At 44.2% G+C, this 24615-nt stretch carries 22 protein-coding genes and 1 pseudogene; 12 read left to right on the top strand and 11 right to left on the bottom strand.

What is annotated here, in order from left to right; all coding sequences use genetic code 11:
* The first annotated feature begins 15 nt into the window (after window positions 1–15).
* The 3 genes from pdxH to pdxY all read left to right on the top strand — a co-directional run bounded on the left by pdxH (window position 16) and on the right by pdxY (window position 3256).
* Window positions 16–669, top strand: a complete 654-nt coding sequence (gene pdxH, locus AAY47_RS11190; protein ID WP_047769875.1) for a pyridoxamine 5'-phosphate oxidase — start codon at window positions 16–18, stop codon at window positions 667–669.
* A 225-nt stretch (window positions 670–894) separates the two neighbouring features.
* The gene (gene tyrS / locus AAY47_RS11185) at window positions 895–2166 is read left to right on the top strand and encodes a tyrosine--tRNA ligase (protein WP_047769873.1); all 1272 of its coding nucleotides are present in this window, start codon (window positions 895–897) and stop codon (window positions 2164–2166) included.
* A 211-nt stretch (window positions 2167–2377) separates the two neighbouring features.
* Window positions 2378–3256, top strand: coding sequence for a pyridoxal kinase PdxY (pdxY, locus tag AAY47_RS11180; RefSeq protein WP_047769871.1), 879 nt, complete (start codon window positions 2378–2380; stop codon window positions 3254–3256).
* Between the two features lie 57 nt (window positions 3257–3313).
* Here pdxY and fabI read toward each other — a convergent pair whose 3' ends face one another.
* The 7 genes from fabI to pspF form a co-directional block, all read right to left on the bottom strand.
* Window positions 3314–4102 carry an enoyl-ACP reductase FabI gene (gene fabI / locus AAY47_RS11175; RefSeq protein ID WP_047769869.1) on the bottom strand — a complete coding sequence of 263 codons (789 nt, stop codon included), beginning with the start codon at window positions 4100–4102 and terminating at the stop codon, window positions 3314–3316.
* Between the two features lie 206 nt (window positions 4103–4308).
* Complete coding sequence (sapF, locus tag AAY47_RS11170) at window positions 4309–5118, bottom strand: putrescine export ABC transporter ATP-binding protein SapF (protein ID WP_047769867.1); 810 nt, start codon at window positions 5116–5118, stop codon at window positions 4309–4311.
* On the bottom strand, window positions 5119–6111 hold the full coding sequence (gene sapD, locus AAY47_RS11165) for a putrescine export ABC transporter ATP-binding protein SapD (protein WP_047769865.1): 993 nt from the start codon (window positions 6109–6111) through the stop codon (window positions 5119–5121).
* Entirely contained in the window at window positions 6111–6998 is an 888-nt protein-coding gene (sapC, locus tag AAY47_RS11160) for a putrescine export ABC transporter permease SapC (protein WP_047769862.1), read from the bottom strand. The genes sapD and sapC overlap by 1 nt, the downstream gene beginning before the upstream one ends.
* Window positions 6985–7950, bottom strand: coding sequence for a putrescine export ABC transporter permease SapB (gene sapB, locus AAY47_RS11155; RefSeq protein ID WP_047769860.1), 966 nt, complete (start codon window positions 7948–7950; stop codon window positions 6985–6987). The genes sapC and sapB overlap by 14 nt, the downstream gene beginning before the upstream one ends.
* Window positions 7947–9686 (bottom strand): ABC transporter substrate-binding protein SapA, encoded by a 1740-nt coding sequence (gene sapA / locus AAY47_RS11150; RefSeq protein ID WP_047769858.1) that lies wholly within the window; start codon window positions 9684–9686, stop codon window positions 7947–7949. Before sapA ends, sapB begins: the two co-directional genes overlap by 4 nt.
* A gap of 280 nt (window positions 9687–9966) precedes the next feature.
* Window positions 9967–10974, bottom strand: coding sequence for a phage shock protein operon transcriptional activator (gene pspF, locus AAY47_RS11145; RefSeq protein WP_047769856.1), 1008 nt, complete (start codon window positions 10972–10974; stop codon window positions 9967–9969).
* 321 nt (window positions 10975–11295) lie between these two features.
* Between pspF and pspA the strand changes: the two genes are divergently transcribed.
* The 6 genes from pspA (at window position 11296) to tyrR (ending at window position 16907) form a co-directional block, all read left to right on the top strand.
* A complete protein-coding gene (gene pspA, locus AAY47_RS11140) occupies window positions 11296–11967 on the top strand; it encodes a phage shock protein PspA (RefSeq protein ID WP_047769903.1) in 672 nt (223 codons plus the stop codon).
* Window positions 11968–12003: 36 nt separating this feature from the next.
* A complete protein-coding gene (gene pspB / locus AAY47_RS11135; protein ID WP_047769854.1) occupies window positions 12004–12225 on the top strand; it encodes an envelope stress response membrane protein PspB in 222 nt (73 codons plus the stop codon).
* Complete coding sequence (pspC, locus tag AAY47_RS11130; RefSeq protein ID WP_047769852.1) at window positions 12225–12587, top strand: envelope stress response membrane protein PspC; 363 nt, start codon at window positions 12225–12227, stop codon at window positions 12585–12587. Before pspB ends, pspC begins: the two co-directional genes overlap by 1 nt.
* A gap of 121 nt (window positions 12588–12708) precedes the next feature.
* Window positions 12709–14106, top strand: a complete 1398-nt coding sequence (locus AAY47_RS11125) for a YcjX family protein (RefSeq protein WP_047769850.1) — start codon at window positions 12709–12711, stop codon at window positions 14104–14106.
* Window positions 14103–15179, top strand: a complete 1077-nt coding sequence (locus AAY47_RS11120) for a YcjF family protein (RefSeq protein WP_047769848.1) — start codon at window positions 14103–14105, stop codon at window positions 15177–15179. The genes AAY47_RS11125 and AAY47_RS11120 overlap by 4 nt, the downstream gene beginning before the upstream one ends.
* Before the next feature lie 135 nt (window positions 15180–15314).
* The gene (gene tyrR, locus AAY47_RS11115) at window positions 15315–16907 is read left to right on the top strand and encodes a transcriptional regulator TyrR (protein ID WP_047769845.1); all 1593 of its coding nucleotides are present in this window, start codon (window positions 15315–15317) and stop codon (window positions 16905–16907) included.
* A gap of 266 nt (window positions 16908–17173) precedes the next feature.
* Here tyrR and tpx read toward each other — a convergent pair whose 3' ends face one another.
* Window positions 17174–17677, bottom strand: a complete 504-nt coding sequence (tpx, locus tag AAY47_RS11110; protein WP_047769843.1) for a thiol peroxidase — start codon at window positions 17675–17677, stop codon at window positions 17174–17176.
* A gap of 190 nt (window positions 17678–17867) precedes the next feature.
* On the opposite strand from tpx, the pseudogene AAY47_RS22710 reads away from it, so the two are divergent.
* Window positions 17868–17981: pseudogene (locus AAY47_RS22710) on the top strand (hypothetical protein); the annotation flags it as partial.
* A 45-nt stretch (window positions 17982–18026) separates the two neighbouring features.
* A complete protein-coding gene (gene zntB, locus AAY47_RS11105) occupies window positions 18027–19010 on the top strand; it encodes a zinc transporter ZntB (protein WP_047769842.1) in 984 nt (327 codons plus the stop codon).
* A gap of 217 nt (window positions 19011–19227) precedes the next feature.
* Here zntB and ttcA read toward each other — a convergent pair whose 3' ends face one another.
* Entirely contained in the window at window positions 19228–20121 is an 894-nt protein-coding gene (ttcA, locus tag AAY47_RS11100) for a tRNA 2-thiocytidine(32) synthetase TtcA (protein ID WP_047769840.1), read from the bottom strand.
* Window positions 20122–20490: 369 nt separating this feature from the next.
* Here ttcA and AAY47_RS11095 point away from each other — a divergent pair, with 369 nt between their 5' ends.
* Window positions 20491–20781: a DUF333 domain-containing protein gene (locus AAY47_RS11095; protein ID WP_047769838.1), complete on the top strand. Its 291-nt coding sequence runs from the start codon at window positions 20491–20493 to the stop codon at window positions 20779–20781.
* A gap of 68 nt (window positions 20782–20849) precedes the next feature.
* Here AAY47_RS11095 and AAY47_RS23165 read toward each other — a convergent pair whose 3' ends face one another.
* Both AAY47_RS23165 and AAY47_RS11085 read right to left on the bottom strand, forming a co-directional pair.
* Complete coding sequence (locus AAY47_RS23165) at window positions 20850–23777, bottom strand: salicylate synthase (protein WP_047769901.1); 2928 nt, start codon at window positions 23775–23777, stop codon at window positions 20850–20852.
* A gap of 35 nt (window positions 23778–23812) precedes the next feature.
* The gene (locus AAY47_RS11085) at window positions 23813–24589 is read right to left on the bottom strand and encodes a thioesterase II family protein (protein WP_083446789.1); all 777 of its coding nucleotides are present in this window, start codon (window positions 24587–24589) and stop codon (window positions 23813–23815) included.
* Window positions 24590–24615: the final 26 nt, after the last annotated feature.

Here is a 24615-nt window from a genome sequence, read left to right as displayed (position 1 = left end):
AATCGAGAGTTAGAAATGTCAGAAAATAATGAAGCAGATATTGCAGAATTGCGCCGTGAATATATACGTGGTGGATTAAGGCGAAAAGATCTTACTGAAGAACCGATTGAACTTTTTGAACGTTGGCTAAAGCAGGCTTGTCAAGCTAATCTCAGCGATCCGACGGCAATGTGTATTGCTACAGTCGATGAGCATGGGCAACCTTATCAACGCATTGTTCTATTAAAACATTTTGATGCTAATAACCTGATATTCTACACCAATCTTGGCAGTCGTAAGGCAAAACATCTGGCCCAGAATAACCGGATCAGTCTCCACTTTCCCTGGTATCAATTGGAACGACAGGTCAGTTTTCTCGGCAGAGCAGAGCGCTTGTCTCCGGTTGAGGTTGTAAAGTATTTTCACAGCCGTCCGAAGGATAGCCAAATTGCAGCTTGGGCTTCTCAGCAATCCTCAAAGATTTCAGCCAGAAGCATTTTGGAAGGGAAGTTTTTGGAGTTGAAACAGAAATTCCAGAATGGTGAAGTTCCTCTTCCGAGTTTTTGGGGCGGATTCAAGGTCAAATTTGACTCCGTTGAATTTTGGCAGGGTGGAACCCATCGTCTTCATGATCGTTTCCTGTATCAACGTGATGGTGATAAATGGAATGTTGACCGTTTAGCTCCTTAAGTTGCAAATTACAGCCAACCAGGCAGTGATTTGTAAAGTAAGGGGAATAATTACTGTTTTTAATACTGGCACTTATATAACTGGCGTTTTATGCTATAGCACTTGATTTATCACGAGATGCTTATATACCCAATAGGCTTCAAGTTGCAGCGTAGCTAACAAAGCGGCAGCGTGAAAGAAGAGTATAGAAATATAAGCAAAATATACAAACTGATGGAGTCATTAATGTCTAGCAATAACCTGATTAAACAACTGCAAGAGCGGGGCCTTGTTGCCCAGGTAACGGATGAAGAGGCGTTAGCTGAGAGACTGACGCAAGATCCGGTTTCTCTCTATTGTGGCTTCGATCCTACCGCTGACAGCTTGCATTTGGGCCATCTGGTTCCCTTGCTGTGTTTAAAACGATTCCAACTTGCTGGGCACAAACCGATTGCATTGGTTGGTGGGGCGACAGGTTTGATTGGTGATCCAAGCTTTAAAGCAACTGAACGCAAATTGAATACAGGGGAAACGGTCAAAGAGTGGGTTGAGAAAATTCGTAACCAGGTTTCTCCGTTCCTGAGTTTCAATGGTGAAAATGGTGCAGAGTTAGCCAATAACTACGATTGGTTTGGTCAAATGGATGTGCTGACCTTCCTGCGTGATATCGGTAAACATTTTTCTGTAAACCAGATGATCAACAAAGAAGCAGTAAAGCAACGCCTTAACCGTGATGATGTTGGTATTTCGTACACTGAGTTTTCCTATAACCTGTTGCAGTCATATGACTTTGCAAATTTGAATAGAAAATATGGTGTTGAATTACAGATTGGTGGATCAGACCAATGGGGCAACATTACTTCAGGTATCGATTTGACGCGTCGCTTAAACCAGAAACAAGTGTTTGGTATGACTGTTCCACTTATCACCAAATCAGACGGAACTAAATTTGGTAAGACAGAGGGTGGGGCAGTTTGGTTGGATCCGAAAAAAACGAGTCCGTACAAATTTTACCAGTTCTGGATTAACACAGCAGATGCGGATGTTTACCGTTTCCTGAAACTCTTTACTTTCATGAGCATTGAGGAAATTAATGCGCTGGAAGAAGAAGATAAGAACAGCGGTAAAGCTCCGCGTGCTCAATATGTACTGGCAGAACAAGTTACTGGTCTGGTGCATGGCGAAGAAGGGCTTGCAGCAGCGAAACGTATCACTGAGAGTTTATTCTCAGGGGCGATTGCTGATTTGACCGAAGAAGATTTCGCTCAATTGGCACAAGATGGAATGCCGACAATAGAATTTGAAAAAGGTGGGGATCTGCAACAAGCACTGGTTACCGCCGAATTTGTTCCTTCCCGTGGGCAGGCTCGTACCATGATCAGCTCTAATGCGGTTTCCATCAACGGTGAAAAACAATCTGAACCGATGTATGTATTTACGGATAGTGACTGTTTATTTGGGCGTTATAGCTTATTACGCCGTGGTAAGAAACATTATTGCCTTATCAATTGGAAATAATTAACTAATATTATTATTAAGGGCAACGATAATGTTGCCCTTAATGTATCTGATGTCTTTATAAATATTATCTATACTCGATAAACTTCAAGTTGCAATCCGCAAAACGACGCCAGGCCTTATATTTCCCCGCGTAGTGGGGAAATATAACACGCATCTTGAAGTTGGATTGGTATATTCATAAATTAAAAATAATAAACTAGGTATTATCATGAATAATGTTCTTTCAATTCAGTCTCATGTTGTCTTTGGTCATGCCGGAAACAGTGCGGCTGTTTTTCCGATGCGGCGTATGGGGGTGAACGTATGGGCATTAAATACGGTTCAATTTTCAAACCATACCCAATATCCTCAATGGCGTGGTTGTGTCATGCCGCCGGAACATTTGACTGAAATCGTGCAGGGAATAGGTGAAATAAATAAACTCGCATCCTGTAATGCAGTCCTGAGTGGTTATATTGGTTCTGCGGAGCAGGGAAATGATATCCTTGATATCGTGAAGCAGGTTAAAGCAGCCAACCCTGAGGCATGGTATTTCTGTGACCCGGTCATGGGGCATCCAGAAAAAGGATGCATAGTTGCTCCAGGCGTTGCAGAATTTTTATGTGATAAAGCCCTGCCTGCCAGTGATGTTATTGCACCTAATTTGTTGGAACTTGAAACATTGGCTATGCGGAAAATTGGTAGCGTAGAACAAGCTATATTGGCTGCGCGTGAGTTATGTGACAAAGGTCCCAAGATTGTATTGGTTAAGCATTTGAGTCGAGCAGGTTATCAGGCCGATTGTTTTGAAATGCTTTTGGTAACTAAAGAACATAGTTGGCACGTTAGTCGTCCATTAATTGATACAGGGGCACGTCAACCCGTTGGTGTTGGTGACTTAACGAGTGGTTTGTTTCTTGCCAATCTATTGAAAAACCCTTCTTTGACAAATGGAGCAGTACAAGCTGCTTTAGAACATGTTGCAGCTGCGGTCTACGAAGTGATGCTGGAAACGCAAAAGAGTGGGGAATATGAATTACAGATTGTTGCCGCACAAGATAGAATAGTGACTCCAGAACATCAATTTCATGCTGTCAGAATAGATTAATAATAAAAAACAGTGCCACCCATAATTTTTATGGATGGCACTGTTTTTAACATACCATTACTTTAACTCTAACTCATTCATGGCCGCAATGCTGAAGCCACCATCAACATGTAAGATCTCACCGCTGATACCACCAGCCAGATCTGAACACAAGAAGGCAGCCGCATTACCGACATCCTCTGTTGTCACCGTGCGGCGAATAGGTGTAACCGCTTCACAGTGTGCCAGCATCTTACGGAAATCTTTGATACCAGAAGCTGCCAGAGTACGGATTGGGCCAGCAGAGATACCATTAACACGAACACCTTCAGTGCCCATTGCATTAGCCATATAACGCACGTTTGCTTCCAGAGAAGCTTTCGCCAGACCCATGACGTTATAGTTAGGAATTGCGCGCTCGGCCCCCAAATAACTCAAGGTGAGCAGGGCAGAACCCGGATTCAGCATAGTACGGCAAACTTTCGCCATGGCGACAAAGCTGTATGCGCTGATGTCGTGTGCAATTTTGAAACCTTCACGGCTAACTGCGTTAACATAATCACCATCAAGCTGGTCAGCCGGCGCATAACCAATAGAGTGAACAAAACCATCGAATTTAGGCCATACTTTGCCTAATTCAACGAACAATGCGTCGATACTTTCATCTTCAGCCACGTCACATGGCAGAACGATATCTGAATTCAGTGATGCGGCGAATTCTTCGACACGAGGTTTCAACTTATCATTTTGGTAAGTGAAAGCCAGCTCAGCTCCTTGATCGTGCATTGCCTTGGCAATTCCATAAGCAATAGACAGTTTGCTGGCGACGCCAGTAATGAGAATGCGCTTGCCGGTCATGAAACCCATAGCAGTATCCTTATTGTTCTTTATGATCAAAATTGTTCTTTGTGATCAAACACCAAAAGTCATGGATGAACAGAGATAACAAATCTCTAACCATAACTGCGGTATTTATGGTGAATAAACGGGGATGATTCTACCATGCCGGAGGAAAATGTGGTGAGTTTCCCATGCTGTTCCGATCAGTGATTACAATACATCCAATAAAAACATTAGGTGATATCCTGTCGCCATGCTTCAGCAGACAGGGCTTCACCAAAATGGCTGGCTATCAATTTGCGTGTAATATCGTGCAGCGGAGAAGCCAGAACTTCCGCTGTATTGCCACGTTCGACAACTTCTCCTTGATGCATGACCAGCACGTGATCACTGATATGTTTCATCATACCGAGGTGCTGGGTGACATAGATATATGAAATGCCGTGTTTTTCCTGTAATTCCAGCATCAAGTTGATGATTTGGGAACGCATCGACATATCAAGGGATGCCAGGGCTTCGTCTGCAACAATGATCTGTGGTTGCAATATTAGGGCCCGTGCCAAAGCCACACGCTGTTTTTGCCCTGATGCGAGCATATGTGGGTAATAATTGGCATGATCTGGCAGTAAACCAACCTGGCGCAATGTTTGGTTGATACGTTTTTCCCGTTCGGCGGGAGATAACTTCGTATTCAAAATTAACGGCATATCCAGAATCTGACCAATGCGTTGGCGAGGATTCAGTGATGTGCTGGGATCTTGAAAAATCATGCGAATGCGCTGGCTGCGGTAGCTATAATCCCCGTAAGACAGCCTATGACCGTTAATCAGAATTTCACCTGAACTCGGTTCAATAACCCCTGATAACATTCTCGCGAGTGTAGATTTACCGGAACCATTTGCCCCAAGGATAGCCAGGGTTTTTTTGGGTTGCAGGGTAAAGCTCACTGGTTTTACGGCGTCAAGTTGATGACGGTGAAATAGCCCGGTTCGATAGCGAAATGTTTTAGTCAGGTTTTTAACTTCCAGCAACGTCTCAACCAATTACGGTTCCTCCATATTCAAAGGGAAATGGCAGGCGAATGCATGGCTCTTAATCACCCGTAGCCGTGGGGTTGCAATACAGGTTTTTTGTGCATAAGGGCAACGTGGTCCCAAACGGCAACCTACCGGCAAATGTTCCAGTGATGGAATAACGCCAGACAGCGTGTTTAACCGGCTTTTGTGTGGTAACGGGCTGCCAAAATCAGGAATTGAACGGATCAGTGCTTGCGTATAGGGATGGTAAGGTTTCACCAGCAACTCATCCGGTGTAGCGCTTTCCACTGTCTGACCGCAATACAGCACATTGATGCGTTTGACCAGTTTACTCATCATTTGCAGGTCATGACTGATTAACAGAATAGTCATGTTGTTGTTCTGATTGAGGCTCGACAGCAAACGGAATATTTGTGCCTGGGTCGTTGGCTCCATTGCATTGGTCGGTTCGTCGGCAATCAGCAATCGCGGCTGGTTGGCAAGTGCAATGGCAATCATCACTTTTTGACATTCACCTTCTGTTAATTCATAAGGGTAACTGCGCATAATGTCAGAGTGATCTTTAATACCAACACGGTGCAACAACTCAATTGCGCGGCGTTTTCGCCAATTAAACCTCTGCCACCAACGGCCTTTATACGTCCACCCGGGAATAGATTGAGTAATCTGTTTACCAATATTTTCTGATGGATCAAGACATGACTGTGGCTCCTGAAAAATCATTGAAATGTTGTGCCCAATGACCTTACGCCGTTGCCGTGGTGTCAGGCGCAATAAATCAATGTCGTTAAAACGGAAACGATCTGCGGTTACTTTGAGGTTATCTTTTGTAACGCCACAAATCGCTTTGGCAATCAAACTCTTGCCTGATCCTGATTCACCAGCCAAACCTAATATTTCACCTTCTGCCAGTGAAATACTCATTCGGTCAACAGCTTTGACGGGACCTTCTGCCGTCATGAATTCAATGGTGAGGTTTCGAATATCAAGTAATGGCATCATTCGACTCCTGCGTTAATAGCGCGGTGCAGCCCATCACCCAGTAAGTTGACCAGCAAAACGCTGAACATAATTGCTGCTCCGGGTAACATAACAGTCCAGGGGGCAGCATAGATCAATTCTAATGAATCTCCCAGCATAGCTCCCCATTCGGGGGATGGTAGCTGTGCTCCAAGGTTGAGAAATCCCAATGCGGCAATATCAAGAATAGCGATAGAGAGGGTACGGGTTAATTCACTGACTATTACCGCAGTGATATTAGGGAGGACGGCATAACGTAAAATATGGTAGTTTGAAGCGCCATCCAGACGTGCTGCAATAATGTATTCTTTATCCAGTTCGTCATGCACAGCCGTATAAACGGTACGTATTATTCTTGGCAGCAATGCCAGAAAAACGGCAATCATGGCATGGTGCAGGCTGGCACCAACAAAAGCAACAACAATAATAGCCAGTAGTAATGAAGGAATAGAGAGCAAGGTGTCAAGAATATGGTTCATAACCGCTGATCTCAAACCATGTGTCATTCCGGCAAGGCTACCGATGATTAATCCTACAATCGCTGACGCCGCAGTGACCACCAATGCTCCCCCGAATGTGGAAGATGTGCCAATTAATAGGCGGCTGAAAATATCACGACCGAGATCGTCAGTTCCAAGGAAAAAGGCGACATTACCGTTATGCGACCATGAAGGCGGCATAAGTTGGGACATGAATTGTTGGTCAAGCCGATATGGGGCGAAAAGAACGCCCAACAGGCACAGTGCAATTAAAATTAACACCCCATAACAACCTGTCATTGCTAATATATCTGAATAGAAAAACCGCCAGATAACTCTCAATGGCGACGGCATTTTCTTTTCGCGGTAAAAATTATCTAACGGCATACCATTCCTTATGCTTTAGGGGATTAGCCATTGCACCAATAATATCTGTCAGAATATTAACGGAAATAACCAGCGTGCCTACCACCATGACGCCCGCCGAGATGGCGGAATAATCCTGCTGGCGGATAGCGCTGATAAGCCAACGCCCTAAACCAGGCCAGTTAAAGACTTGCTCTGTCGTCATAGCTAATGTGAGCATGGTTGAAAATTGCAACCCTAACTTAGGTATGATGGGTGGCAAGGCATTATGCAATAAATGGCGACGAATGATAGTTAACTGTGATAAACCACGTGTTGCTGCCGACTTGATGTAATTTTCCCCTGAAACTTCTTCTGCACTATTGCGCATCAAACGGATAACTTCAGTAGTAGGAGCAACGGCCAGTGTCATAACGGGCAGAACCATATGCAGAATAACACTCATGATCATTTCATTGCGATAAGGTGATTTTGATAGCCAGGCATCAATCAGTGCAGAACCAGTGACAGGCTCCATCCGGTAGAGTAAATCAAAACGTCCTGAGACAGGCAGCCAGCCCAAATAAAGTGAAAAAAACAGAGTCAGCAGCAACGCCAGCCAGAAAACAGGAATGGAAAAACCGCATAGGGCGAACGTACTGATAATGATATCGACTTTTTTATTGCGCCAGACACCCGCAATAATCCCAAGAGGGATGCCAATTAACAATGCCATGGAAAAAGAGAGGACACACAGTTCCATCGTGGCTGGGAGAACAGTGTACAGCTGTTCAATAATCCGTTCCCCATTAATTCTGGAAATACCAAAATCCCATTGAAGTAAACTACGGAAATAGTATACGTAAGCGTCTGTCAGTGATGCACCACTTAAGGCACCATGAGGAGTGAAATACATCAGGCTGAAACTGATTAATGAAAGAAAAAACAACGTTACAACCAGAAGCAATAAACGACGCAGGATATAAATAATCATTTGCTTCCCTTTGTATTTTCATCAGGAACGGTGGCTTCCTGTTCGCGGTAGACTTTATCAAAGGAACTATTGCCAAACGGACTGAGCACCAATCCTTGAATGTTATAACGAGAAATTTGTAAACGCATCGAATAAGCCAGAGGTAACACGGGTAATTGTTGCGAAAGAATTTCTTGTGCAACATGATAATTTTTGATGCGTGAAGCAAGCTGTTGATTTAATAAGGCCTCATGAAGCGCATTATCAAAAACTGAGTTACACCAACGGCTCAGATTCGTTTGCGACGCAATGGCGGCACAACTTAATAATGGGCGGAAAAAACTATCGGGATCATTGCTATCAGTAGACCAGCCTGCCAGCGTCATATCATGGGTTTTATCCATGAGTTGGTTTTCCTGAAAACGGCCTTCGACGGGACGAATAGACATCTTAATACCCACTTGTGCCAAATCGGCCTGAATCAGCTCCGCCATTTTCAGCGGGCTTGGGTTATAGGATTGTGACGCTGTCGGAACCCATAAAGTTAATTCCAACCCGTTTAATCCTAGCTCATTTAACATCTTGCGGGATTTTTCCGGGTTGTATTCGGTGATTTCAGCGCGACTATCATACGCCCATGATGCACGAGGCAAAATAGAAGCCGCTGTCTCTGCCGTACCATAGTAAATGGATTTCATCAGGCGTCGGTTATTGATAGCGTAAGCAATGGCCTGACGAACGGCTAACTGATCCAGTGGTGGTTTACTGGTATTAAAAGCAAGATACGCAATATTCATGCCTGAACGTAATGTCTGACGCAGATTTGGATCATCATGCAAAATATTCCACTGATTAGCATCGGGATAAGCCAGGACATCACATTCACCCGTGAGTAGTTTTGAGATCCGGCCAGTGCCGCCCGCGCCAGTATCTATAACCACCTGTTCCATGCGTGGTTTGCCTTTCCAATACTTATCATGGCGAACAAGGCGGATAAATTGGTCCATCTGATGATCTTCCAGCATGAAAGGACCGGTTCCGACCGGTTTCCAATCTATTTGCCCCTGTCTATTTATTTGTTGCAATTTTTCAGCATATTCCTGGGACAGTATAGGAGCATAGTAGGTTGCCAGGTGCCAGAGAAAAGAAGCATCGGGTGCATTAAGGCGAAATTCGACCGTATATTGGTTGATTTTCCGAATATTTTTTACTGAATCACCAAACTGTAAACTGTCAAAATAGGGATAGTGACCCCCATTAACATCATGATAATCATGTGTCTTATCGAAGACACGGCGGAAACTGAAAACAACATCATCCGCGTTCATTGCACGGGTTGGTGTAAACCAATCGGTTGATTGGAAAGCAACATGATGACGCAAGTAAAGGCGGTAAGTTGCCCCGTTATCCCGTATTTCCCAATCAGTAGCCAGTTCAGGGATCAGACGATAGGTAAGAGGATCAACACCCAGCAGGCGATTGTAAATCTGTGCAGCAAGTGTATCTACCGTCAAGCCACTGATAGCCATTTGCGGGTTAAACGTATTCAAATTGCCATTAACGCAATAAATAAAACCGTTCTGCCGTAAGGAGGCTGAAATATGAGGCAGATTTTCCGAGGTACTGTTTGGCCTCGATTCTGGGATCATTTTAGTTGGTTCTGGAATGGGATTCGCAGTCATTTCTGGAGCAGTATTCTTGGCCGCCAGAGTCGGAGCGGAAATCAATAATATAATCCAGTAAATCAAATAACGCATATAAAATGTCAGTCATAAAAAAGAGTTTGGCCATTGTAACTTAATTAACGCGTTCTGCTCAAAAACAACGAGCAGATCACGATAATGAGAAAAGTTCTCAATAAAATGCTTTACAAGTGTAATTGATAAGTATTATCATTCGCATGTGCTTTCAGGGAAACACTTTGCAATAGCAAGTATGTATCTCAGAAAAAGCACGACATTGCTCACATTGCTTCCAGTATTTTTATTAGCCGGCTCGGGTGCCGGCTACTTTTTTACCTATCTTTTTTATCTCTCTCTACTCTATCTTGCCATTAACTTCAATACGGTGTTTCTTGATTAACCCGCGGAACTGGTGGTAAGTCAAATGAAGTTTGTCGGCCGCCTTTTTCTGATGAAATTGACTTTCTGTCAAAGCCTGTATGATTAAACCCTTTTCGCTGTCATTTTGCCATTGCCTTAAATCGAGAGGTAAATTGGGAAGGGAGTCATTGGTAATCTCACTCTCAGTGAATGAGGAAGCAGATCGCTGTGATGGTGAAAAGGGATTGATGATGATCGTGTTTAATTCATTTTCACTACTACCATGCCGATAAATAGAGCGTTCGATGACATTCTTCAATTCGCGAACATTTCCAGGCCAGTGGTAGGAAAGTAACTGTTGTTTGGCTTCGTCAGTCAATCCGGGAAAAAATGGCAGATCTAACTCACGGCACATCTGAATCGCAAAATTCTGTGCCAGTAACATAATATCCTGTTGCCGTTGGCGCAGTGGTGGGATATGAACCACGTCGAACGCGAGCCTGTCGAGCAAATCAGCCCTGAATTTTCCACCGGCAGCCATGGCAGGCAAATCTTCGTTGGTGGCACAGATCAAACGTACATCAACGTGTAATGCCCGAGTACCGCCAACACGCTCCAGGTGACCATATTCAATGACACGCAATAATTTTTCCTGTACTTGCATGGGGGCAGTAGCGAGTTCGTCAAGAAACAAAGTTCCGCCGTCGGCTCGCTCAAAGCGCCCTTGGTGTTTTGAACTGGCCCCCGTGAATGCCCCCGCCTCATGACCAAATAGTTCTGAATCAAGCAGATTTTCATTGAGTGCGGCACAGTTCAGGGAAATGAAAGGGCCTTGCCAACGTGGAGAAAGGTAATGTAAGCGTCGGGCAATTAACTCCTTGCCGGTTCCTCGTTCCCCCAGAACTAAAGCAGGTTTGTTCAACTTCGCTAATGCGGAGACCTGTTCCAACATTTCAATAAAACAGTTTGCTTCACCTAATAGGTTATCAATGAACTGAGACATGGTATTTCTCGCCAAAAATTGGTTAATATGACTAAATTAGCTAATTGCAATAAAAAAGCAAAGAAAAAATTATATCAATAATTTCAATTGGATAAGAAAAGAAAGAAAGTTGGCATGTATCTTGTATTTAGTTAAGTGCCTTACCGTGTATCTTGTATCCGTATGTAACAATACACAGGCATAACATATATATACCAATCCAACTTCAAGATGCGTGTTATATTTCCCCGTGCAGCGGGGAAATATAAGGCCTCACGTCGTCTTGCGGATTGCAACTTGAAGTTTATCGAGTATACATTCTAATGAAAGAGGTTTATGACTATGGGTATTTTTTCTCGTTTTGCTGATATCGTGAATGCCAATATTTCTTCTCTGCTGGATAAAGCAGAAGATCCACAGAAAATGATCCGTTTGATGATTCAGGAAATGGAAGACACACTGGTGGAAATCCGCTCGACTTCCGCCCGTACCCTAGCAGAGAAAAAGCAGCTTTTGCGCCGTATCAATATGGGTGAAAACCAAATCGATGGCTGGCAAGAAAAAGCTGAACTGGCACTGAGCAAGGGTAAAGAAGAGTTAGCGCGTGCCGCGTTGATTGAAAAACAGAAAGCCAGTAGCTTAGTTGAAACACTAACACACGAATTATCCATTCTGGATGAGGCGCTGGAACGCATCAAAGGCGAAGTGATTGAACTGGAAAATAAATTAACAGAAACGCGTGCGAGACAACAATCGTTGGCACTGCGTCATCAGGCCGCCGCCTCTTCGCGCCAGGTACGCCGTCAGTTGGATAGTGGTAAAATTGATGAGGCAATGACGCGCTTCGAACAGTTTGAACGCCGGATAGACCACATGGAAGCGGAAGCAGAAGCTTTTGGACTAGGTAAACAGAAATCACTCGATCAGCAATTTGCAGAATTGAAGGCAGATGATGAAATCAGTGCACAATTAGCGGCCTTGAAAGATAAAATGAATATCAAAGATCCTCAATGAGGACATATGTCATACATACATAACTAAGGAAAGATAATGGGCTATATATTTCTTGGTATCCCGCTGATCATTTTTGTGCTTTTTGTCTTACCCATCTGGTTGTGGCTGCATTACAGCAACCGCAATCGGGATCAGTTAGGGAACAGTGAAATTCAGCGTCTAGAACAGTTGACCGAGAATGCCAGACGTATGCAAGAACGGGTCAAAACGTTAGAAGATATCCTTGACGCAGAGCATCCAAACTGGAGACAGTCATAATGTCAAATCAATATCGCCGGAAACTTTACCGCCTGCCAGAACAGGGGGTAGTTAAAGGAGTTTGTGCCGGGTTAGCAGACTATTTTGACGTACCCGCTCCGCTTATTCGTACCATCACGGTATTATCACTGTTTTTTGGTCTATTTGGCATAACGCTATTGGCTTATATTATTTTGACCTTTGTCATGGATCCCGCCCCTGCGGGATATTCAGCAGAGGAAAAATATAGAGGGCCATCAGCACAGAAGATGTTGGACGAAATAGATGACCAATTGAAGGCAAGCGAAGCCCGTTTGCGTCAAATGGAACGCTATGTGACTTCTGATACTTACAATGTACGCAGCCGTTTCCGCCAGCTCTGAGTTGTAACCAGATAGTGGATATAGCATGGGTTCTGGCTTGTAACATCGGCAAAATTTGCCATTATTTCCGATGTTACAGGCCAGATGAGACTGATTCACGGTATTCCCATTTAGGAGAAACATGAAACGGTTGCAAAACGAACTCACAGCGCTTGTTAATCGTGGGATGGACCGTCATTTGCGACTGGCGGTAACAGGATTAAGTCGCAGTGGAAAAACCGCATTTATTACTTCCTTGGTAAATCAACTTTTGCATGTTCACAGTGGCGCCAGATTGCCGCTGTTTTCTGCCGTGCGCGATGGGCGCTTGCTTGGTGTGAAGCGGGTGCCACAGCGAGATTTTGGGGTGCCTCGTTTTACCTATGATGAAAACATCGCAGAATTATATGACTCTCCCCCTGACTGGCCGACACCAACCCGTGGCGTGAGTGAAATACGTTTAGCATTGCGCTATCGTTCTGAAGATTCCCTGTTTCGTTATCTCAAGGAAACGTCTACCCTTTATCTGGAAATTGTCGATTATCCGGGCGAATGGCTATTGGATTTACCCATGCTGGATCAAAATTATCTGGCGTGGTCACGACATATGCACGCATTACTGAAAGGGGAAAGGGCGAATTGGGTTAAGTCATGGTTAGCGTTATGCCAGCAATGTGATCCACTGGCGCCCGCGGATGAAAATTTACTGGCCAAAATCGCTCAGGCTTATACGGACTACCTGCATCAATGTAAACAGCAAGGTTTACACTTTATCCAACCCGGCCGTTTTATCTTGCCGGGTGATCTGGCGGGAGCACCCGCGTTGCAATTTTTCCCGTGGCCGAATATTGACAAAATTGGCGAGCCGCAATTGGCGAAGGCAGGCAAACACACCAACATCGGTATGTTGCGTGAGCGTTTTGCTTATTACTGTGAGCATATCGTTAAGGCGTTCTATAAAGAGCATTTTCTGCGTTTTGATCGGCAAATTGTGCTGGTGGATTGCTTGCAACCACTGAATAGTGGCCCGCAAGCGTTCAATGATATGCAGCTGGCATTGACACAACTTATGCAGAGTTTTCATTATGGTAAACGAACCCTGTTTCGTCGTTTATTCTCGCCTTGCATCGATAAACTGCTGTTTGCTGCCAGTAAAGCGGATCATATTACGCCAGATCAACATGCCAATCTCGTTTCACTTTTACAGCATTTGGTACAGGAAGCGTGGCAAAATGCGGCATTTGAAGGGATCAGCATGGATTGTGTGGGACTTGCATCTGTTCAGGCAACGCAGAGCGGCATTGTCATGCATAAAGATGAAAAAATCCCTGCCATCAAAGGCAATCGCTTGTCAGATGATAAATTATTGACATTTTTTCCGGGCGAAGTGCCACAGCGCTTGCCGAATAGTGAATTTTGGCAAAAACAGGGATTTAATTTCGAATCATTTCGGCCAAAACAAGCCAATGTCAACACACCGTTACCCCATATTCGCCTGGATAGCGTGATGGAATTTTTATTGGGAGATAAATTAACATGATCGAACCGTTGAAACCGCGCATGGATTTTGACGATCTTGTACAAACAGCGTCCGAACCACCCCTAAAAGCAAAAAGAGAATTCATTGGGCAGGAAAAAGCATTCTATCCGGTTATGTCAGAGCGGGAAGCGGAGGAGCAGGAAAGTGAATTTGAAGGTGCAGTGCATGCTGCTCTGAAACCGCAACGCAGTTTTTGGCGAAAAGTTTTTATCAGTGCTGTCCTGTTATTGGGGACTAGTGTTGTTGCCCAATGTGTTCAGTGGATATACCAGGCATGGCGGCAACATGACTGGATTGCGCTGGGGATCGCTGCGGCAGGTAGCATGATGATATTCGCGGGAATAGGCAGCGTGATAAAAGAATGGCGGCGCCTTTACCTTTTGCGGCAGCGTACAGAAGAGCGAGATACTGCGAAAGTGCTATTGCAAAGTCACGGTATTGGCAAGGGAAGGCAATTTTGTGAAAAATTAGCAGAACAAGCGGGTATTGAGCGACAACATCCGGCATTACAGCGTTGGCAGGCTACCGTGCATGAAACCCAAAATGATCGTGAAATTGTCATGCTGTACAGTCAATTAGTTCAGCCTGTCCTGGATACACAAGCCCGGCAAGAGATCAGCCGTTCAGCTGCGGAATCGGCTTTGATGATCGCGGTCAGTCCATTGGCTATTGTGGATATGGCTTTTATTGCGTGGAGAAACATTCGGCTCATTAATCGTATTGCAGCGCTTTATGGCATTGAATTAGGTTATTTCAGCCGCATTCGCTTATTTCGGTTAGTATTGCTGAATATTGCTTTTGCAGGCGCATCAGAATTAGTCAGAGAAGTGGGTATGGACTGGTTGTCACAGGACATTGCCGCTCGTCTTTCTGTACGCGCAGCACAAGGGATTGGCGCAGGGTTACTGACAGCGCGTTTGGGCATCAAGGCCATGGAATTGTGTCGGCCTTTGCCGTGGATTGATGGTGATAAACCGAAGTTAAAGGATTTTCGTCATCAGTTGCTTATTCAGCTTAAAAGTACGTTACCAATGAAAAACAAAAGCACAGCCAAAGATGCAACAAAAAAGTAACCAATTAATAATAACTGTCATACCAGATTGACATTTTATTTTCTTGTAAACTTTTGCTGACAAGGGCTTCATCTATTGGGGAGTAACGGGTAACATTCAGGCAGTTAAGAACATCGTGTAAATAAGGTCAGAAAAATGCGATTGGAAGTGACTTGTCAGGATCGAATCGGGTTAACCCGCGAATTACTTGATTTACTGGTTTTACGAAATATTGACCTGAAAGGAATTGAAATTTCTCCTGCGCGTCGTATTTACCTTAATTTTACTCAAATTGATTTCAATATGTTCCGTGAGTTGATGGCAGAAATTCGCCGTATCAATGGCGTCATTGATGTCAGGACAGTTGCCTTTATGCCATCAGAGAAAGAGCATAGGGCGATGTGGACACTACTGGAATCGGTTCCTGAACCCATCTTTTCTATTGACATGAAAGGCAATGTTGAACTGGTTAACTCTGCGGCTTTGGCCTTGTTTGGTGTCAGTAAAGAAAAAATCAGCCAAAAAAACATAGGCCATCTGATTAGCAATTACAATTTCCTGCGCTGGCTCGAAAGTGAGCATCATCAACCCCATTCAGTACAACTCTCCATCAAAGGGCAAGATTATGGGATGGATATTATTTCTATGCAATTAACAGTTGAAAATCAGGTGGTTAAGTGTGTAGGGGCGGTCATTATGTTGCGTTCTGATGAACACCAGCCAACGGTGCATATTGAGTCGTCACGCAAAAAATTAACTGTAAATGGTGATAACGCTTTTGAACAGATTATTGCTGTTAGCCCTAAAATGGTTCATATCGTTGAGCAGGCCCGTAAAATGGCTATGCTTGACGTTCCTTTATTGCTTGTCGGTGAGACAGGAACGGGAAAAGATGAATTTGCTAAAGCCTGTCATTTGCGCAGTGCAAGGGGAAAACAGCCTTTTCTTGGGCTGAATTGTGCTTCGATGCCGGATGATGTTGTAGAAAATGAGTTGTTTGGTTATGCAGCGGGAGCCTATCCCAATGCATTGGAAGGCAAAAAAGGATTCTTTGAGCAGGCTAATGGCGGTACGGTTTTGTTAGATGAAATCGGTGAAATGTCGCCACAAATGCAGACTAAATTACTTCGTTTCTTGAATGATGGAACATTTCGTCGTGTCGGTGAAGAGAATGAAGTTAAGGTGAATGTCAGAATCATTTGTGCCACTCAGAAAAACTTAATTGAGCTGGTACAAAAAGGCGAGTTTCGGGAAGATCTCTATTATCGGCTGAATGTCCTAACCATTACATTACCGCCTTTGCGGGAACGTCAGGCGGATATTATGCCATTGACGGACTCTTTTGTAACACGTTTTGCGCAAGAACAGGGCTTACAAAAACCTAAGTTCTCTGCTGATTTAGAGCAGTTTTTGTGTGGTTATCATTGGCCCGGTAATGTCAGACAGCTTCGCAATGCGATATATCAGGCATTGACTCAACTTGAGAGCAACAAACTCAGCCCGCAGGATATCCGGTTACCTGAACTAGAAGCAGAGGTAACATTTAATGAAGATATTCTGGTGGGTTCTTTGGATGAAATCAGCAAGCGTTTTGAACGCTCTGTGCTGACACGTCTTTATCGTCATTATCCCAGTACGCGTAAGCTGGCAAAACGGCTTGGCGTTTCTCACACGGCAATAGCCAATAAATTACGCGAATATGGACTGAGTGGTAAGAAACATTCAGTTGATCATGAAGACGATGAGTAATAACTGAAATATGACTGCTTTTAACAATATCTTATATACCAATCCAACTTCAAGATGCGTGTTATATTTCCCCGCGCAGCGGGAAAATATAAGGCGTCGCGTCGTCTTGCGGATTGCAACTTGAAGTTTATCGAGTATAGATAAAATAAGCTGGCGACAATAAAATAATTAATTGTGATTTTATCGTCGCCGGGAAATAAGTCTTTAAAGACTATGTTTTAAAAAATGCGTTGCTGTGTGAAAAAACAAAAGCAATAATAAAACAATTATTTCAATGCGGCTAATGCGCTGTCATAATCAGGTTCATTGGTGATTTCATCGACCAATTGGCTATAAATAACGTGGTTATTTTCATCCAAAATAACAACAGCGCGTGCAGTCAGTCCACCTAATGGACCTTCGCTTATTGCAACGCCGTAATCTTCCTGAAATTTCCCGCCACGCAGTGTGGAAAGAGTGACAACATTAGACAGACCTTCAGAGCCACAGAAACGAGACTGAGCAAAAGGTAAATCTGCGGAAATGCACAGCACGACAGTATTGTCCAATTCGCTGGCAAGTTGGTTGAATTTACGGACAGATGTGGCACAAACACCGGTATCAATGCTTGGGAAGATATTAAGCACTTTACGTTTACCTGCGTAATGGCTCAATGTGACATCAGTGAGATCTTTAGCGACTAGCGTGAATTCTTTTGCTGCCTGACCTGCTTGTGGAAAATCTCCGTTAACGGTGATATCACCACCTTGAAACTTGACTGTTTGTGTCATGGTTTAATCCCTCTATAAAGTAAACTACGCCGTCAGTGTAAAGGAATAGTGGGATCTTGCCCACAAAAAATAGATGCAATATTCATGAAATACTCTTCCTTTCTTTAATTAACAATGTCTTATAATTTATTTTCAAGGTGATTATTAGGCGTCCCTGATAAAAAAACGCACAATATGTGCACGGAGCAAATATCAATACACTAATGGTCGAGTGATCAAATTGTGGTTAAAAGGATATCCGATCACCAATCCCGAAGATGTCGCCTATAGTCATACCATGTATATCATCAAAAAACACAATTGAGCATGAAGAGTAAATGCGAAATTTAAGTACAAACAAGGAGCAGATGTGGAAGCGATCTATGGCTCGGTATTTAAAGGTTCAAATGCAATTTATGCCTGTCAATTAAATGGCAAGGGAGGCATTACGGCATTCGGGGAAGATTCACTCGTAACCGCAGAGCAGCCAGTTTGGCAACATCTTGATTATAAAAACCTGGATAGTTATCAATGGATTATGAATACAATCTTGCTGCCGCCGCCAGTGAAAGAGGGGCTGGTGAGTGATAATATTCGTCCAAAAGTACTGCGCACAGGTGAAGGAACTTTGATTACCTTAAGATCGGTGAACCGTAATGATAATACGCGTCCCGATCATCTGGTTTCGTTTCGCATCTATATTAATGACCAAATTATTATCTCCAGCCGACATCGAAAAATTCATTCTATCGATCAAATTCTGGATGATTTGCGCAATGGTGTTGGTGCGAAAAGTACAGGGAATTGGCTGGTAGAAATAGCGGGTGCCATTACTGATGAGGCCAATGATTTTATTGAAGAGCTGCATGACAACCTGATTGAGTTTGAAGATGATATTTTGGAGCAGAAGGTTCCTGGTCGCGGAGAGTTAGTATTGCTGCGTAAACAGTTAATCGTTCTGCGCCGATATATGGCACCACAGCGGGATATTTTTATCCGTCTGGCCAGTGAGAAATTGCCCTGGATGAACAATGAAGAACGCCGTTTAATGGAGGAAATTGCAGACCGGTTGAGCAGGGGAATCGATGATCTTGATGGTTGTATTGCCCGAACCGCAGTTCTTGCCGATGAAATTACTTCCATGATGGCGGATGCCATGAACCGCCGTACTTACATGATGTCTCTATTGGCGATGGTATTCTTGCCGACCACCTTTTTGACGGGGTTGTTCGGTGTCAATCTGGGAGGAATACCAGGCAATGAGTCTCGGTTTGGATTCGGTTTGTTCACTCTTTTGTTGTCATTATTAATGGTGGCTTTTGCATGGTGGTTAAGGCGAAGCAAATGGCTATAGGTTTGAGATAAATCAATAATTGATCGCCATAATTAAGGCACTATAGCTCCCGCAGGTGAATACAGCGTTGAACAATGAACGTTGTATTCCACAATTGTAGTTTTTCTCATATTGAGTTTCACACAGAACCATTGCTCATTAATTATGCCGATACTTGTTTTAGTATCGGCTATTTTTTTGACAGAGTTTAAACAGCCGGTACAAAAACGGCTTATTTTTAAATGTTTGTCACATCAATAAACATTGATTCATCAATATTCGTTGACGATACCACGGCTTCGTTAAAAGCATACTCTTCTCTTTCCCCCTCACGATGCAAGGGCAAGTTGACAAAGTCGAAAATCGTTTTGTCTGCCAATTGGCTTGGGCTAATACTTTGAATAGACTTGAAAATATTTTCCACTCTGCCCGGTGTTTTCTTATCCCAATCTACCAGCATGGCTTTGATTGCCTGCCGCTGTAGGTTTTCCTGCGAACCACATAAATTACAAGGAATGATTGGGAATTTTTTGCTTTCCGCATACTGAATAAGGTCTGTCTCCCGGCAATATGCCAGAGGTCTTATAACGACATTACGGCCATCGTCAGAGCGTAATTTGGGTGGCATCGCTTTCATACGTGCGCCATGGAACATATTTAGGAACAGCGTTTCAACGATGTCATCAAGATGATGTCCAAGTGCAATTTTGGTCGCCCCGATTTTTTCTGCAAAAGAATAGAGAGTGCCGCGACGTAATCTTGAACACAACCCGCAGGTAGTTTTGCCTTCGGGAATTTTCTCTTTGACAACAGAATAGGTATCTTTATCAACAATGTAGTATGGAATATCCAGGCTTTCAAAATATTGGGGTAAAATGTGTTCAGGAAAGCCAGGCTGTTTCTGATCAAGGTTCACTGCAACGACTTTGAATGTTATTGGTGCCGCTTTTTGCAGATTCAACAGAATATCTAACATCGCGAATGAATCTTTGCCACCACTGATACATGCCATTACAACATCATTATCTTCAATCATATTGTAATCAATGATGGCATTACCAACGTTTCTCCGCAGGCGTTTCTGGAGTTTGTTGAATTCAAGTATCTCTTTTCTCGTCTCTTTTTGATTCATTGCGACTTCTCACATTGCCGATTATATCGACTGTAGATTTTCTATACGGATCCTTTGCAGGAGGGGGATTATACGGATTTTTCTTTTTGTTTGAAACATGTCTGTGTCTAACAAGTTTCGGCCCTATACCGAGCGTTGTTGTAAAAGAACACGATGACCGCAGTCATTGGCGATAAGGAAGTGACTAATAGCAACCGAAAAATATACACTGTCTGTTTTATACCAATCCAACTTCAGGATGCGTGTTATATTTCCCCGCGCAGCGGGGAAATATAAGATCTCGCGTCGTCTTGCGGATTGCAACTTGAAGTTTATCGAGTATATACCCTAATCAGAGAGTTAAAATCAGAGAGTTAAACTGGAGAAAATATGCTGTTAAAGCGGGAAGTTATCCTTGCCAAGTTGTTGCTGGTAGGCGTTATATTAGCGGGTTGCAGCGGGCAGCAAGCAGATATTTCATCAAGCCGATACAAACATTATCAATATTCTGATCTGGGTATTTATCTGAGTAAAGATGCCAGTGAAAGTTGTTCTGATGCTGGGGGAATTCCGGCATTAACCAAGCAATTGAGTGGACATCAGGTTCCTGTTTGCCAATTGGCGAATGGTCGTCGTTGTAATGAACAGGCTTTGTTGGATGGTGGGTGTACATCCTTTTAACTTAGGGAAAACCAGATATCACTCTGGTTTTCCCCGGCAGTATTATTACGGCCTATTCCAATAAACGTTTAGTCTTCTTTGGCGGAATAAGGACGAACATATTTCATAATGCACTCCAGTTTTTCACAGGTTTCCTGCCATTCTCTTTCTGGCCTTGAATTTCTGACCAAACCAGCCCCAGCCTGAAGCCAGCAGCGTTCTTTATGCTGATAGAGAGAACGTAATACCAGTGCAGCATCCAGTTTACCTGTGCTGTCTAAGAGCATGACACAACCACTATAAAGCCGACGTGGTTCACCTTCATAACGAGAAATGGTGTGTAAAGCCGGTTTTTTCGGTATCCCTGACGCAGTGACTGCCGGGAATAAGGCAATAAATGCATCCCAGCGGTTTTTGTCTGTGTGTAGCAACCCTTTTACTCGTGATGCCAAATGTTGTACCGAACCACGTTCACGAATAGCCATAAATTCTGATACACAAAGCGTTTCTGGCTGACAAATCGGTGCTAATTCTTCTAATGCAAGTTTAACCGAAACCGCGTGTTCGGAAATTTCTTTCGGATCAGAAAGTAAATCGGCCCGCAGTTGCTGATCTTGCTCCTTGTCATGTGTCAATGCTCGGGTGCCTGCCAACGGTTGGGTATTAATCCAGCCCGAACCCTCTGCCTCAACGACGGTTTCCGGACTGAAACCATAAGCAGAGAAATCGCCATCACGTAAGAAGAAAGAGCGGGCAGGTGTGTTAGCCTGACGCCCCAGCCAGTAACTGTGTGTAATATCAATATTTGAACCCAGCTCAACCCGGCGTGACAGGATCACTTTTTGGTAGTGACCTGAGGCAATATCCTTAACCGCATTGGCAACGTTGTCTTGATAATGTTTTGCCGTGTCTGCTGTGTTGCTAATTTCCACCTCTTTTGTCTGTGGAAAAGCCGGTGTACCTAATTGATCTGCCCGCTTGACTTTCTCGTTCAATATGGAGATTTGTGCTTCTTCAAGAGTTCGTATCAGAACCTGTCCTTGAGTTATGCGTAATTCATGTTGTGGAATAGTGATTTTTATTAGTGCTTCATTTTGTTGTACTAATGATGGTTCTAATGGTAACCCATACGTCATATGGGAAAACTCAAATAATGTTCTGCCATAAGCACGCCAGTCTTTAATCGGAACAGCGTTGAACGTTTGCTCAAGTTTCTGGCTTAATGTGCTGATATCGTATGGATGACGATGACCCTGTGAATCAATCAATTGTCCCGATGCATCGGCACTGATGGTTGCGGCGCAACCTATTCCCAATGACCATTCACCTTTCATCTCATAGAGCGTACAAGGTGGGGCATCATTATCGGCAAGCAAGTGGGTAACCAGATCTAACGGCGTGCTGGTAATAGCAATAGTGTGTTCATGATACTGCTTCATCAGGCTGTTATTTTCTGCTGTTTCTGTATTTTCTGCTTGCGCCATTTGTACTAACTGGCGTTTGTTGATTTTTCCTACTGCGGTTAATGGCCAGTACGCCACAAATAACCATTGGTCAGGGATTTTATGACGCTGAACGCCTTTCTGATGCAAGAATGCTTGCATTTGTGCAGGATCGGGTTGATTGATGCTCTTTGGCAGGCAAGCACAAATGCGTTCACCCAGTAGTTCGTCTGGGACAGCGATCACAACGGCGTCATCAATATCTGGATGTTGCAGTAATAATGTTTCAACTTCTAGCGTTGAAATTTTTTCACCGCTGCGGTTAATCTGCTCTTTAATCCGTCCTGCAACGAGCAGGTTGCCATCAGGTCTGATGCGAACCAAATCGCCTGTACGGTAGAATCCATCCGTGGTGAAAGCGACGGTATTGTGCTGTTCAGCACGGTAATATCCTGTAATGGTGTAGGGACCGCGTGTAATCAGCTCACCGACTTCACCAGGTGCAACAGGTTGCAGATTGGTATCAGCAAGGTTGATCTCATCTTCTTCTGACAATGGGCGTCCTTGGGTATTAATGATAACCTCATAAGGGTCGTCCAGTCGGGTATAGCAGAGTAATCCTTCCGCTGTACCAAATACCTGTTGCAAAGGACCAAGGCGTGCCATGACCTGTTCGGCCAGTTCCGGTGTGAGCCTGCCACCTCCGACTTGTAAGCAGCGCAGGGATGAAAGGTCGCTTTGTTCCCAGTCACGCGCTTGTTCCCAGAGCCGTGCAAGAGCCGGGACTAATGCTAAATGTGTTACCTTATGCTCTTCGATCAATGGCATGGCTTCATCACAACTCGCTGTATCACTGAGGAGTACACATCCTCCCTGAGAAAGCGTGCCCAGGATCCCGGGGCTGCCTAAAATGAAGTTATGTGCAACAGGTAATACCGCTAAATAAACACTTTCAGTATTGATTGCGCACAGACGGGCGGAAAGCACAAAATTATAGGTATAAGCATCGTGAGTACGCGGGATTAATTTGGGTGTCCCTGTCGTTCCGCCGGAAAGCAGAAGTACGGCAATATCGCCATAACCTGGGCCAATAATATTGAGGGGTTCATCCTCAATGGAAGCGAAGGGGATAAATTCGTCTGCTTCTCCATCAACGATAATGTGTTTCAGTTCGGGGCAAGATGCTGCAACTTCCCGTGCCATTTCCCGATAATCAAAGCCGTGGATACAATCAGGAATAATATAAGCCACCGGACGTGCAATCTGGCAAAGCGCATGGACATCATGTGCCCGTTGGGTAGGCATTAATAATATTGGATGAGCGCCCAGCCTAAACAAAGCAAAACAGGTGACAACAAAGGAGATACGGTTAGGTAGTTGTACCATAACGTGATCACCACGGCGTATTCCACGATGATACAAGCCGCTTGCCAGCCTTTCCGCCGATTGATGGAGTTCATGGTAAGTGAGCCGCTGCTCGTGATAGATCAGTGCTGTTTTATTCCCCCAGATACTGGACCATCCGGCAAGCTGCTGATCCAGCGTTTTGCCATTCCAAAAATAGTTTGGCGTCATCGTCAGTGTGTTCTCTGGGATAGAAAAAGGTGCCATTATGCGAACTCCTTTGAATAAACATATTGCATAAATTGGGTAACGGGAAGAATAAAATTCTGTGGTTTTTGCGTAATGTAAAAATGATCGCCGGCAATCTCCTGGCAGCAATCTGCAAGATTTTGTTTGTCACTGGCAAGCCAATGGTGCCACTGCTGAACTTCCAGAGCGGAGGCCTCTTTGTCTTCATCGCCATAAAGCAACAATGTGGGGGTTTGTAGCTTTACTGAATCAGGCTGAATAGCGTGGTAATAGTGCTCTGTAGCAAAAAAATCAGCCCGTAACATGGGTAAGAACAGGGCAAGTAATTCAGGATCTTCCCGTAAAATCGGGCTGCAACCGCCAATATCAATCAGTTGTTCAATGAATTCATGATCCGGTAATCCACTCAGTTGGCGGCGGGATTGAAGATGAGGAGCATGACATCCCGAAAGTACCAATGCCTTAGGAGCACAGTGATGTTGTTCAAGGCGTCGGCAGGTTTCAAAAGCGACTTGCGCTCCCATGCTGTGGCCGGCCAGTATCAGGTTCTCTCTCTGTGCGGGAGTCAATGATCTGATCACATCAGAAAGTGACTGAGCCAATGGCGTAATGCGGGTAACAGCATGTTCATTCATACGGCTGTCACGTCCGGGGTAAATCACCAGTGAAACCGCAATATCTGGATTTTCCAATATGGACCAGTTCCGAAATGCACTGGTACTGCCCCCGGCAAAGGGGCAGATGAGCAGCGTATATTTAGGTTTGTTGTGCGTCGTCAGGCATGGACGGATCATCGGATGGGCCGGGAGTTTCCACGTCA

The organism is Xenorhabdus griffiniae (assembly GCF_001028135.1).
Classification (GTDB): domain Bacteria; phylum Pseudomonadota; class Gammaproteobacteria; order Enterobacterales; family Enterobacteriaceae; genus Xenorhabdus; species Xenorhabdus bakwenae.
The sequence above is the reverse complement of the archived record's forward strand: the minus strand, read 5'-3'. Positions and strand labels throughout refer to the sequence as shown.